The organism is Paenibacillus sp. OSY-SE (genome assembly GCF_000283315.1).
Classification (GTDB): Bacteria; Bacillota; Bacilli; order Paenibacillales; family Paenibacillaceae; genus Paenibacillus_B; species Paenibacillus_B profundus.
Map to the genome: position 1 here is coordinate 19,315 of NZ_ALKF01000145.1, position 15,372 is coordinate 34,686.

Consider the following 15,372-nt stretch of genomic DNA (forward strand, 5'->3'; position numbering starts at 1 on the left):
AATGGAATCCATCTATTGAAGGTCACGAACTGAATCATGAAATAAGCAATGGGTTATACGTCCCTCGTCATGCCGAACTGCTATTGACATCCCAAGAACCCCACTAGGTTGTATAGAGTCTATCCAAGAGCTCACTTACACACTTAATTTAAATAGGGAGAAGGATTTGAATGTCAAATATCGGAAAAGAAGCACAATTAACTATGCAACATACTTGGACATTGACAGAAGCGCAACGAAGAGTATGGTACATGGAACTGCTCAATCCCAATACGACGGTTGCCACTTTGAACAGTTTGCTTACCTTAAAGGGAACGATTATCGAAGACATGATCATACAAGCATTGCAGATGCTGGCTCTTCGGCATGATTCCCTGCGGATGCGCTTAAAACAGATGGATGGTCAGGAGCCGCAAATCTATGTTGTTCCCTTCGAACCCTTCCATGTCGATAAGATGGATGTGAGAGAGGAAGAGTCCGCAGCATGGCAGGAGGTCGTCGATTTTCGTTCACGTCTGCCCTTCACTCTATTTGATGCGCCATTATTTGAATTTACGTTGTTCCGGACAGGAGAGCTGGAGGCCAAATTGTTTTTGAAAATTCACCACGTGATTGCAGACGGTTATTCCTTGAACCTGTTAGGGAACGAAATCATCCAAAATTATATGACCTTGTTACGCAACGAGGAGCTCATGGCGGAAAAAGCGCCCTCTTTTACAGAACTGCTTTCTAGTGAAGAGACTTATCTTACATCTTCCCGCTTTCTCAAAGACAAAGCATATTGGGACAAAGAATTCAGTTCGCTGCCTCCAATCACACGGTTGGTTAGTTCCGAACGCGAAGCCCAGACTGCCAGCAGTTTAGCCGCCTATAGCCAATACCGGATCCCCTCATCCGCATGCCAAGAAATTCAGCAATTTTGTGAACAACAGCAAGTTTCTGCCTTCAACTTGTTTGTAACGGCTCTATGCCTGTATCTCGCCCGGATTTGTGGAGAAGAAGAAGTTGTGCTGGGAACCATGTATGCCAATAGAACGTCAATTGAGCAAAAAACGATGGTAGGCATGCTCGTCAGTACAACTCCTTTTCGCTTGAGCGTGGATGCTTCTTTGTCATTCGCTGATCTCTTAAAGCAGGTGAAAATGAAGCAGGGTGAGCTGATCCGGCATCAGAAATACCCCTTCAATCGGATTGTGCCTGAACTCCGTGAACGATTTAGCTTTACGGAATCCTTGCTGCCCATTTTTTTTAATTATCATCCGTTGGCATGGGATACTCTTCCGGAGGATGCTCCCATTCAGTATGACACGTTACCTCTCGGAAATGGTCACCAGGATAATGAATTAACCGTCCATATACGTGAAAATGTAAAAACCGGTGAGATGGCTATTCAAATCGATTATTTGACCGATTTATTCGCGGCGGAAGACATGGACCGCTTATTTTCCAGATTGATGCATGTCCTTCGGGAAGGAATGGCTGCACCTTTGCAGGCGGTAGAACGACTACAAGTATTACCGCCGGAGGAACGCCATGAGATCCTACAAGCCTTTAGCCCGGGACACCATATGGTGCAACAGCCTGACGGTCTGCTGCACGAGCTGTTCGAGGAGCAGGCTGCGAAGACGCCGGAGCGGATGGCTGTTCTATCAGGACTGGACGGCTCATCACTGACCTACGGCCAATTGAATGAACGCGCCAACAAGCTGGCCCGCACCCTGATCAATCTGGGGATTGGGATGGGCCAACCCGTGGCGATTCTCGGGGAACGGTCGCCGAGAATTGTAACGGCTGTTCTTGCTGTCCTTAAGGCGGGAGGGGCGTTCGTGCCTTTGGATCACTCTTTGCCTTCCGATCGGCTGGCTTATATGCTGGCGGATAGCGGAGCCGACATTTTGTTGACGGCTGATTCTGTTGCCTTTCCTGTGCCTGATGCGTGCGGGGTCATCGATTTGCGTCAGGAGGAATGCTACGCCGATGACGCTACGAATCTACACCTTCACTGCCGTCCAGAGCAGCTCGCTTATCTCATCTATACGTCAGGGACGACTGGGAAGCCCAAAGGGGTTATGGTGGAACACCAGAGCTGGATTCAGACTGCCTGCTCATGGCGTCAAGAGTATAGGCTGGAAGAGATGGAGGTGCGGCTGCTGCAATTAGCCAGCTTCTCTTTTGACGTGTTTGCCGGCGATCTGGCCAGAACACTGCCTAACGGGGGAATGATGGTCTTCTGCCCGGACGAGGTCCGGCTTCAGCTGCCCCGGCTCCAGCAGATGATCGTCGAATGCGGCATTACGCTGTTGGAGTCGACGCCTGCACTGCTAGTGCCGCTCATGGATTACATTTATGAACACCGTTTGAGCACCGGCCGGCTGGAACTGCTGATCTTGGGCTCGGACCGTCTTGCAGCTGAAGACTTCCGGCGGGTGTACCGGCGGTTTGGCTCCGTCATGCGCATCCTCAACAGCTATGGGGTGACGGAGGCATGCATCGATGCGTCTTATTATGAAGTGGAACAGGGGAGTCAGCCGCCTAAGGAAGGGAATGTGCCAATCGGCAGGCCGCTTCCCCATGTCAAGCTGTACGTGCTGGGACGGGGCGGAACCCTCCAGCCGGTAGGCGTGCCCGGGGAACTGTGTATCGGAGGAGAAGGAGTAGCCCGGGGCTACCTGAATAGGCCGGATCTGTCGAGTGAGCGCTTTGCCGAAGACCCTTATGCGGCTGGCGGACGGATCTATCGCACCGGAGACCAGGCCCGCTGGCTGCCGGATGGAAATTTGCAATTTCTCGGACGGCTGGACGATCAACTCAGTATCCGCGGATACCGGGTCGAGCCGGGCGAGATTGAAGCGCAGTTGTTGCAGTTCGTAGGTATCCGTGAGGCAGTGGTTGCCGTAATGCCCGATCTGCAGGGAGAGCCTGTGCTTTGTGCATATTACACGGGCGAGGCCGAATTGGAGATCGCGGAGATGCGGGCATACCTATCTTCGATGCTGCCAGACTACATGGTGCCATCCGTATATATGAAGCTGGAGCGGCTACCCTTGACGTCGAATAGCAAGGTGGACCGTAAAGCTTTGCCGAAACCCGATGCAATTGCATCCCGCAAAGAATACATTCGTCCAACAACAGACGCCGAGCAGAGAATGGCGTCACTGTGGCAAGGGGTCTTGAACAAGGGCTCCGTGGGACTCCATGACAATTTCTTTGAGCTCGGGGGCCATTCGCTTAAAGCGATGACGCTGCTGACGCGCATACATCAGGAGTTCCAGTCCGAGATCGGCTTGCGCGACATATTTCAGACAACCAATCTGAAGACACTGACCCAAGCAGTCACTTCGGCAGCCGGACGTGCCTATGAGGCTCTCCTTCCTGCATCGGAGCAGGCTTATTATCCGCTGTCGTCGGCGCAGAAGCGGTTGTATGTGCTGCAACAGCTGGATGAGGCAGGTCTTAGTTACAATATGCCGGCCGTGTTCCAACTGGAAGGTCGATTGGATAAGGCGCGTCTCGAAGCGGCATTGCAGTCGCTGATCACCCGTCATGAGGCGCTGCGCACCTCGTTTACGGTCGTGGGCGGCGAGCCCATGCAGCAGGTCCAGCACCAGGTTTCATTTTCCGTATCCTGCGAGGAAGCGGAAGAAGGGCAAGCGGATAAGCAGATCCGGGCATTCATCCGCCCGTTTGATCTCGGCGTGGCCCCGCTGCTGCGCACGAAGGTGATTCAACTCGGAGAAGAACGCCATCTGCTCTTGTTCGATATGCATCATATTATCTCGGACGGAATTTCCGTTCAAATCCTAACGGAAGAAATGGCCGCCTTGTATGCCGGAGAAGAGCTGAACCCGCTGCGGCTGCAGTATAAAGACTATGCGGTATGGCAGCAGGGATACAGGCAGTCGCAGGCCTATGCGAAGCAGGAAGCGTATTGGCTTAAGGAACTGGCCGGCGAGCTGCCGGTGCTGAGCCTTCCGGCTGATTATCCGCGCCCTGCGATGCGCAGCATCGAGGGCGGCCGGGCGGACTTCGAACTGGAAGGCGAGTTGGCGGAGGGTGTCCGCAAGTTGGCACAGGAGAGCGGCAGTACGGTGTACATGGTGCTGCTGGCAGTATATAGCACGCTGCTGTCGCGTCTTAGCGGGCAGGAGGAGCTCATCATCGGCACGCCGGTGGCGGGCCGCCCGCATGCCGACCTCGCAAGCATGCTCGGCATGTTTGTAAATACGGTGGCGCTGCGCACGCATCCAGCCGGGGAGAAACGTTTTTCCGACTATCTGCAGGAGGTCCGCCAGACGGCGCTGTCTGCTTTTGAACATGGGGATTTTCCGTTTGAGGAGCTGGTGGAACAGGTCGTGCGGCAGCGCGACACGAGCCGCAATCCGATCTTCGACGCGATGCTCGTGCTGCAAAATACCGAACACGCGGTGTTAGAGCTCCCAGGTGTAGGTCTTTCTCCATACCCATTTGACTACACTGCGTCTAAATTCGACCTGACACTCACCGTTACAGAGCAGGCCGGGGGCTTCTCCTTCAGTTGGGAATATGCCGCAGCCTTGTTCACTCGCAGCACGATAGAGCGGTGGACTGGCTGTTTCCTGGAGCTACTGCGTCAGGCCATTGATTCTCCAGACTCCCAATTGGGTGAGTATAATTTGGTAACCGATAAGGAAAGACAGCTGCTGCTGGAGCAATTTGCCGGAACTAGAGCAGACTACCGCCCGGAGGCAACGGTGCTCGCCTTGTTCGAAGAGCAGGTTGCCCGCACCCCTGATCTGCCGGCGGTTATTTGTGGAGATGAGGAGCTAAGTTACCGTGAACTGAACGAGTGGGCGGAGCAGCTGGGAGCTGTGCTTCGCGCGCGAGGGGTAGGGGCGGAGACGATTGCCGCCGTCATGATCCACCGGTCTTGCGCAATGGCGGCGGGCATCCTCGCCGTCTTGAAGGCGGGAGGGGCCTACCTCCCCATCGACCCTGAATTCCCGACGGAACGGATTCGTTATATGCTGGGCGACAGTCATCCCCAAGTTCTGCTGACTTCGATAGAGCCCCAGCCTCTCGCAGCGGAGGTAGCCAACCAGATTCCCGTCCTTTATTTCGAAGACAACCCGCTCCGGGAGGTGCCCGCTGAGAGGCTAGAGAGAACAGCCGCACCCGCGCATTTGGCATACGTTATTTATACATCAGGCACTACGGGGGCGTCCAAGGGCGTTATGATCGAACATGGAAGCCTTGCCAATACCATTCAGTGGAAAGCGAACCACTATCAGTTTAGCGCCGGTGACAAGGCGTTGATGTTGAATCCTTTTATTTTTGACTCGTTTGTGACCCACTTTTTTGGTCCCATCGTTTCGGGAGCGGCGGTTGTCCTGTTGAACGATCAAGACAGCAAAGATCCGTCGGCCATTCACGAGGCCATCGTGAAGCGCCGAATCACCCATATGCAGAGCCCGCCGAGCTTCTACTCGGCCTTGCTGGAGAGCATGAATCCCGAGGATTGGCGTACGGTGCGCAGCGCGGTATTGGCTGGCGAAGCCGTCGGAATGCCGCTAATCCGCCGTTTGAAGACGATGAATCCCAACATGGTACTGATGAATGAGTACGGCCCAACCGAAAATACCGTAGTGACGACATCGGTTGAGCTTGAGGAAGAGAAGGCTGTTACGATCGGGCGGCCGATCCCCAATACACGGGTATATATTCTTACCCCTCAAGGGCTGCTCACTCCGCTCGGCGTACCGGGCGAGCTGTGCATTGCCGGCTCCGGTGTGGCGCGCGGTTATGTAAACCAGCCGCAGCTAACGGCAGACAAGTTCACTTCGGATCCGTTCGTATCGGGCGAGCGAATGTACCGAACCGGAGACTGGGCCCGCTGGTTGCCGGATGGAACTTTGGAATATTGGGGAAGAATCGATCACCAGGTCAAAATTCGCGGCAACCGGATTGAGCTAGGGGAGATTGAGGCCCATCTATTGACGCTTCCCGACATTAGAGAGGCAGCCGTTGCGGTTGTGGAAGAAGCGGAGAATAACCTTAGTCTGTGCGCTTACTTTGTAGCGGACCGGGATTATTCAGTAAAAGAGCTGCGGACGGCGCTTGGCAGAACACTGCCGCCTTACATGATTCCCGCCTACTTCATTCCGATGGAGCAGATGCCTCTGACAGCCAACGGAAAATTGAACCGGCGGGCGTTGCCTTTGCCTGACGGCCAATTGGAGAAAGACAGCAGCTACATCGCCCCGCGGAACCTTGCCGAACAGAAGATGGCAGAGGTGTGGCAGGAGGTGCTGGGCGTCCGTCCGTTAGGCGTGCGGGATGATTTTTTTGAACGAGGCGGACATTCGTTGAAAGCAACCGTCTTGGTTTCGCGCATCCAAAAGCAACTGCAGGCCGACGTCACGCTACGGGATCTATTCCAGTATCCAACCGTGGAGACATTGACTGAAGTTATAGCTTCCCGACAGAATAAGGCATTTCAGGGACTTGAGCCTGCTGATTCGCAGGAGCATTATCCGCTTACCTCCGCACAGAAGCGGTTGTATGTGCTCCAGCAGCTTGAGGGAGCGGAGATCAGTTACAACATGCCTGCCGTTCTTCGAATGGAGGGTGTGCTGAACCGGATGCTCTTGGAATCGTCCCTGCAGCAGCTAGTTACACGTCATGAATCGCTGCGCACTTCCTTCGCCAAGGCAGACGGAGAGCCAGTGCAGAGAGTACACGAAAAAGTGAAGCTTGCAGCGGTCTATTGTGAAGCGGAAGAAGCGCAGCTTCACCCGATTATCGCGGACTTTATACGCCCATTCGATCTCAGTCAGGCGCCTCTGCTGCGTGTGAAGGTCGTACGTGTGGGGAGCCTGCTTCATTATGTCCTGTTGGACATGCATCATATCATCTCGGACGGCATGTCGATGAACATTTTCGTAGAGGAATTTACGAAGCTTTATTCCGGGAAAGAGCTTGCCCCGCTGAGACTGCAGTACAAAGATTATGCGGTGTGGCAGCAGGAATATGTGCTCAGCGATGCTTATCAGATGCAGGAGAGGTATTGGCTCCAGCATTTTGCAGGGGAGCTGCCGGTATTGCAGCTGCCAACCGATTTCGCGCGCCCAGCCTTGCGCAGTTTTGCAGGCGACCGGGTTGATTTCAAGCTGGGAAGAACACTGTCGGAAGCCGTGCAGCAACTGGCGCTGGACAAAGGGGTCACCGTATTTATGGTGTTCTTGGCCGCGTACAGCACCTTGCTGTCCCGTCTGTCCGGCAACGATGAAATAATTGTCGGCTCGCCGGTAGCCGGGCGTCCGCATGCGGATCTGACGGACATGATGGGGATGTTTGTCAACACTCTTGCTTTACGCACCTTCCCTTCCGGACTAAAATCCTTTGCCGAATATCTTGAGGAAATCAAGCAAACGGCGCTGGATGCCTTTGAGCATGGAGAGTATCCTTTCGAGGAACTGGTAGACCGTGTTGTCAGCCAGCGGGACATGAGCCGGAACCCTCTGTTCGATGCTGTATTCGTGCTTCAAAACACGGAAAACTTGCAGTTGGATCTCCCTGGCTTGAAGGTAGAGTCTTGTCCATTTGCCGATACGCAGGCCAAGTTTGACCTTACCTTGATGGTAACCGAGAGTGCGGAGGGCTATCACGGCTCGTTGGAGTTCACTACAGCCTTATTCACACGGGTAACCATCGAACGGTGGGCCGGCCATTTGACGGAACTGCTGGATCATGTGGCTTCTGAACCGGATACGCCCCTTGCAGAAGCCAGATTAATAAGCGGGGGAGAACAGCTTAGCCAGCTGATGAAATACAGCGGTTTGCCTGTCGAAGGCCTGCTCCTGCCTCGAACGACGATTCATCAGCGTTTCGAAGAAATGGCTTGTCTCTATCCGGATCGGACGGCCATCGTGTGTGGCGATCGGCAACTCACTTATGCGGAGTTACAGCTTCAAGCGAGTATTGTGACCGGCAGACTGCTGAGGGAAGGAATGCGGCCACGGGCAGCTGTTGCCATTCTGGCGGAGCGCTCGATCGAATTTATCGTTGCTGTCCTGGGAATTCTGCAGGCGGGCGGAGCCTATGTGCCTCTGGATCCGGAAGCGCCCGAGGAGCGTCACCTGTATATACTGGGCGACTGCGGCGCGGAGTTCCTGCTGGCTGTACAGAAGTTCAAAGTGCCGGAGTCTTACCCGGGGACGGTCATCATGCTTGATGACGGGACTCTTCCAGATGAAGCGTTAGAGGTGTTGGGGCGCGAAGAAGTACAGGCATGCAGTTCCGATGATCCGGCTTATATCCTGTATACCTCGGGCACCACGGGAAGACCTAAAGGAGTGCTGGTGACGCATGGAAATGTAATCAACTTGGTGAAAAACAAGGCGTACGTGCCGTTCCATGCCAATCACCGCTTCGCTCAGACCGGTTCGGTAAGCTTTGATGCGGCTACGTTCGAAATATTCGGAGCCCTTCTGCATGGAGGGTCCTTGCATCCGGTTGAGAAAGACGTGCTGCTGGACGCGCGCCGGATGGGGCCGTTTCTGGCAGAGCACGGCATTACGGTCATGTTCTTGACCACATCGCTCTTTCATCATCTGGCCGATGAGGATGCGGGCCTGTTTGCCGGTGTAGAGCATTTGATTATGGGCGGAGAGGTTCTGTCGCCGAAGCATGCTTACGCAGTGAGGGACGCATGTCCGGGGCTTACGATCTGGAACGGATATGGCCCTACCGAAAACACGACTTTCTCGACCTCATTCGCGGTCCACACGACATACGGCGACAATCGCATCCCGATTGGCCGGCCGATCGATGGAACGACAGCCTACGTGCTGAGCGCTCAGGGACAGCTGCTTCCGGTCGGTGTGCCGGGCGAATTGTGCCTTGGGGGCGCCGGGGTAGCCGCAGGCTACTGGAATCTGCCTGAGCTTACGCTGGAAAAGTTCAAACCGGATCCCTTTATTGAAGGCGGGAGGATGTATAAAACAGGAGATTTGGCACGCTGGCTGCCAGATGGAACACTTGAATATTGGGGGAGAATCGATCAGCAGGTCAAAATTCGGGGCTATCGGATTGAACTCGGTGAGATCGAAGCGCGCCTGCAGCTTCATGCGGACATTCGCCAAGCGGCTGTAGTGACTTGGACAGAGCGGCCGGGAAGCGAGGTTTTGTGCGCTTACTATGTCGGCGGCAAGCGCCTGGAAGCGGTCGAATTGAGAAATCACCTGAGCATCGCTTTACCCGAATATATGGTTCCTGCGTATTTCGTCCATCTGCCGGAACTGCCGCTTACGAGAAATGGCAAGCTGGATCGGATGGCGTTGCCGGAGCCTAAAGACGACATGGCAGCGGCTTCCCAATATATAGCTCCTCGAACAGCCACGGAAGCTCTGCTTGCCAAGCTTTGGCAGGAGGTATTGCACGTAGCGCAAGTAGGGATCCGTGACAACTTCTTTGAACTCGGAGGCCATTCTCTGAGAGCGATGATATTAGTATCGCGCATACATCAGGCGATGAGTATACACATCGCCATCCGGGACGTATTCCGGTTCCCGACCGTTGAAGCCATGGCGCTGACCGTGGACGGGAGAGCTGCGGACGTGTATGAAGGCCTGCAACCTGCCGGGCAGCGGGAATACTACCCCCTGTCCTCTGCACAAAGGAGACTATATGTTCTGCAGCAGCTCGAAGGAGCGGAGCGAAGCTACAATATACCCGCAGCGATGCTCCTTGAGGGACAATTGGACCTTGCAAGATTGGAATTTGCCTTCAAGGAACTGGCAACACGCCATGAAGTCCTTCGAACCCGCTTTGAGCTTGTAAATGGCGAACCCGTGCAGAAAATTTGCCCGGAGGTTGATTTTGCGCTGTCTTTCCGCAATGCCAAGGAGATGCAGCTTGAAGAAATCATCCAGAATTTCATTCGTCCTTTCGATCTGAGCCAAGCGCCGCTTCTGCGCATCCAATTGGTCAAGCTGACGGATGTACGGCATCTGTTGTTGTTTGATATGCATCATATCATTTCCGACGGCACATCCATGGGGATTTTCATTAAGGAAATGACAAGGCTGTATATGGGCGAGAGTTCGCCGCCGCTGTCCCTTCAATATAAGGATTATGCAGTGTGGCAGAACACAAATGAACATTCCGAGGTGTACAACCGACACAAAGAATATTGGCTGGAACAGCTTGGCGGCGAACTTCCAATCCTCTCCTTGCCGTTTGATTTTACTCGTCCGCCGGTACAAAGCTTTGAGGGAAGCCACCTGGATTTCATCATTGATGCGGAGTTGACCGGCAAATTGCGCAAGCTCGCGCAGAACACAGGGACTACCTTATTCATGGTGCTGCTTTCAGCTTATAGCTTGTTTCTGGCAAGAACATCCGGACAGGATGATATCATTGTTGGAACGCCTGTTGCAGGCCGTCCTCATGCCGATCTGTCCAATCTTTTGGGTATGTTCGTGAACACATTGGCCATCAGATCGATGCCTTCCAGGGAGAAAACATTTGCGGATTATCTTGAAGAAGTCAAAGAGATTTCCATTGCAGCGTTTGAACACGCGGATTACCCGTTTGAAGAACTCGTCGAGCAGGTGGTCCAGCACCGGGATATCAGCCGCAACCCGATCTTTGACGTCATGTTCGCTTTGCAGAACATGGAACAATCCGAGCTGCAGATGCAGGATGTCGAGGTATCTCCCTATGAACTGGAGAATCCCACTTCGAAATTCGACTTGTCCTTGTTAATCAGCGAACGGGGAGATCAGCTGCATTGCAGTCTGGAGTACACCACAGCTCTGTTTGAACTTGGCACCATAGAACGTTGGCAAGAAACTTTCATCCAAATACTGCAGCATGCGGTTGCTGAACCGGGGATTGCACTCGGTAAAGTAAATTTGTTGAGTGAACAAGAACGGAATACGCTGGCAACATGGCATGACGGACCTGCCATGGAGCTGCCAAATACAACCCTGCATCAGTTATTCAGAGAACAGGCGGTAAAGACTCCGGACGGCATAGCTTTGGTATTTGGTGAAACCATGCTGACCTATCAAGAGTTGGATCAGCTATCCGATCAAGTCTCGCTTGCTTTGCAACATCGAAATATAGGCATCAGCAGCATTGTCGGCATCATGGCACGCCGATCTCCTTATATGATTATCAGTTTGCTAGGAATTCTTAAAGCAGGGGCAGCCTTGCTTCCTGTGGATCCGTCTTATCCCGCGGACCGGATTGCTTATATGCTGAAGGATTCTCAGGTATCATGCCTGCTCGTCGATTCAGCTCAGACGGACAAGCGCCTTGCGTATGACGGTGAAACGCTACTTATCAGCGATATGCTTGCCGCGAATCATGATGTCGGGGTTCCCCGCGAACCGGATCCAGATGAGGTCTCGTTGGCCGAAGAGAACGGGATGCTGGTTTACGTTATTTATACTTCAGGAACTACCGGCAATCCCAAAGGAGTCATGCTGAAGCATAGCAACCTTATCAACCTGGCGCTTTATCAGCATAAGCATACCTCCATACCCTTTCACAAGAGCGTGCTTCAGTATGCTTCCTACAGCTTTGATGCCAGCTATCAGGAGATTTTCACTACGCTGCTTGCGGGCGGGACGCTTCATGTGGTCGATGAGGAGATGCGACAGGATCCTTTTGCGCTTTTCCGTTATATCGAGGATCAGGGCATCGAGACGATTTGGCTGCCTACTTCTTTTGTAAAGTTCGTGTGGAATGACCCTGCCTACGAGCCTGTGTGGCCTAAGAGCGTGCGTCACATGATAACAGCAGGCGAGGCTCTGGTCGTCGGAAAGTCACTGCAGCGATATTTGCGCGAGCGAGGGGTGACTCTCCATAATCACTACGGACCTTCAGAGACGCATGTTGCCACTACGTACACGATTATACCGAAGGACATTATGACCGAGCTTCCTCCAATCGGCAGACCTATCAGCAACTCTTCGATTTATATTTTGGATCAGCTGGGTTGCCCGCAACCGATAGGTGTCGCAGGCGAGTTGTACATCGGGGGAGCGTGTGTCGGCGAAGGTTATTTGCAGCAGCCTGAACGGACTCGCGAGAAGTTCGTCCCCGATCCGTTCTCTCCCGGCGAGCGGATGTACAGGACAGGGGATTTGGCCCGCTGGCTGGCAGATGGGAACATCGAGTATCTGGGCCGCATGGATCATCAAGTGAAGATAAGGGGATACAGGATTGAGCTGGGCGAGATCGAAACGCGGCTTCTCGGGGTGAAAGGGATTCGGGAAGCGGCCGTTCTCGTTCTTCGGGGCGAGTACGGTAATAATGAGCTGTGCGCCTATATCGCAGGTGAACGCGAGTTTGCGTTTGTTGAACTGCGGGAGGCTCTAGGGACGGTAATGCCGGACTATATGATACCTTCATACTTCGTCCAGCTCGGCCAACTGCCTGTTACACAGAATGGAAAAGTGGACCGCCGGGCACTGCCGAAGCCGGACGGGGCCAGAGCAGGCAAAGGGTATGAGGCTCCGCGAACAAATATGGAAGCCCAGCTCGCGCTGTTGTGGCAGGATGTGCTGGGTGTGGGGCGCGTAGGCATCCATGACAACTTCTTCGAGTTAGGTGGCCATTCTCTGAGGGCGATGACCCTTGCGTCGCGTATTCACCAGACTCTGGATGTGGAAGTTCCATTGCGGTTGTTATTCCAGTCGCCTACGATCGAAGGCTTGGCAGCGGCTCTGGAAGCCGTAACGCGTCAAGCGTATGAAGCGCTGCTGCCTGTGGAGAAGCAGGCGTATTATCCGCTGTCCTCTGCTCAAAAACGGCTGTACTTGCTTCAGCAATTGGAGGGTGCGGGACTCAGCTACAATATGCCGGTGGCGCTGCAGCTCGAAGGAACGCTGGATAAGGTCCGGCTGGAAACCGCGCTGCAGGCGCTAATCGGCCGCCATGAGTCGCTGCGCACTTCGTTCATCGTCGTGGATGGCGAGCCGGTGCAGCAGGTGGAGGAGGAACCGGCCTTCCGTGTGTTCTATGAGGAGTCGGAGGAAGAGGAAGCCGAGAAGCGAATCCGGGCATTCATCTGCCCGTTCGATCTCGGCCAAGCCCCGCTGCTGCGCACGACCGTCATACGTCTCGGCGAAGAGCGGCACCTGCTGCTGTTCGATATGCATCATATTATCTCGGACGGCATGTCGATGAACATTTTTATCGAAGAATTTATGAAGCTGTACGCCGGCGAAGAATTAGAGCCGCTGCGGCTGCAGTACAAAGACTACGCCGTCTGGCAGCGGGAATATACTCAGATGCCGGCGTACCACGAGCTGGAAGCTTACTGGCTGGAACAGTTTGCGGGCGAATTGCCAGTGCTGAGCCTGCCGGCCGATCATCCGCGCCAGGTAGTGCGCAGTTTTGAAGGCGGCCAGGTGGACTTCGAACTGGAGAGCGAACTTGCGGCGGCGGTGCACGAGTTGGCCCGCGCGAGCGGCGCTACGGTGTACATGGTGCTGCTGGCAGTATATAGCACGCTGCTGTCGCGTCTTAGCGGGCAGGAGGAGCTCATCGTCGGTTCGCCGGTGGCGGGCCGGCCGCACGCCGATCTGGAAGGTATGCTCGGGATGTTCGTGAATACATTGGCGCTGCGCATGTATCCGGAAAGAAAGAAAAGCTTTGCAGCCTATTTGCAGGAAGTGAAGCAGACGGCGCTCGGAGCCTTCGAGCACGGGGACTATCCGTTCGAGGAGCTGGTGGAGCAGGTCGTGCGCCGGCGCGACACGAGCCGCAATCCGCTCTTCGACGCGATGCTCGTGCTGCAGAATACAGAGCAAGTGAAGCTGGAGCTTCCCGGCGTGCGCTTATCTTCCTATCCGTTCGACTACAGCGCGGCTAAATTCGATCTGACGCTATCGGCGAGCGAACACGAGAATGGGATGCGCTGCTCACTCGAATATGGTGCCATGTTGTTTGAACGCGAGACGATCGAACGTTGGGCGAATCACTTTACGGAGCTTCTACGTCAGGTTACTACCAATCCGCAGGTAATGCTGGGCAGCGTCAGCTTGCTGGCGGCTGCCGAACAAGAACAGTTATTGGTTCAGTTCAACGACACGAAGGTGACGATTTCTGAAGAGGCAAGCATACCTTCCTTGTTCGAACTGCAGGTGGCGAAGACACCGGACCGTCTGGCGGTCGTGTGCGCAGAACAGCGTCTGACCTACCGGGAGCTTGAGGAACAGGCCAACCGTGTCGCCCAATGGCTGCGGGCGCACGGCGTGACGGCCGAAGACCGTGTCGGCGTCCTGATGAACCGTTCGCTGCAGCTGTTCGCTGGACTTCTGGGTATCCTGAAAGCCGGTGCCGCTTATGTGCCGATCGATCCCATTCTGCCTGAAGAGCGCATGAAGGGGATGATCCGGGATGCTGGAATGCAGGTTATGTTGACGGATGCGTCAAACCTTGGGGCTGTGGCAGACCTGCAGGAGACAGCGCTGCGCCATGTATTGTGTCTGGATGATACATTGACGGAAGAACTGGCAGGGCGGACGGAGCAAGCTGATCAGGCAAGAGACAATGAAGGAGACAAAATAAGCCTCTGCGGAGAAACCATCTCGTTCTCCTCTGCAGAGGAGCTGGCAGGGTATTCTTCCGCGCCCGTTGGCGTGGAGATAAAACCATCCGGCAGCGCGTATGTCATCTACACCTCCGGAACGACCGGCACGCCGAAAGGAGTGGTCGTGGAGCACCGGAACGTGGTGAATTTCATCTCGGGGATGATTCGCGAGCTTCCTTTCGGGACGCATGCTTCGATGCTGTGCGTTACGACCGCGTCCTTTGACATCTTCGTCACGGAGAGCTGGGTGCCGCTCAGCTGCGGCATGCAGATCGTCCTCGCAAGCGAAGAAGCGCAGCAGGATCCGGTCCTGCTGGCGGAACTGTTGACTCAGCATCCGGTGCAGATGATGCAGACGACGCCTTCACGGCTGATGCTGCTGCTCGGCGATGCGCGAAGCGCGGCGCAGCTGCGGAACGTCCAGACGCTGCTGGTCGGCGGGGAAGCTTTCCCTTCCTCCCTGTATGGGCAGCTGAAGGAACGTACGGATGCGGCGCTGTACAACATGTACGGGCCGACGGAAACGACTGTCTGGTCTACGTTTGAATCCCTTGAAGGGGAAGAACGGATCAGCATCGGACGGCCGATGGCGAACACACAGGTGTATGTGGTGAATGAAGCGCTGCAGCCGCAGCCCGTTGGCGTAGCCGGTGAACTGTGCATCGGCGGCGTGGGGGTCGCCCGCGGATATTGGGCGCGTCCGGAGCTGACGGCTGAGAAATTTGTGGACAGCCCGTTTGTGTCTGGCGAGCGGCTGTACCGGACCGGAGATTTGGCACGCTGGCTGC

The 15,372-nt window shown here is 54.7% G+C and carries 1 protein-coding gene; it reads left to right on the plus strand.

Annotated features, from left to right (window positions below; genetic code table 11):
• Positions 1-170 precede the first annotated feature (170 nt).
• On the plus strand, positions 171-15,372 hold a 15,202-nt coding region (locus A372_RS0104200), incomplete at its 3' end, for a non-ribosomal peptide synthetase (RefSeq protein WP_019419590.1).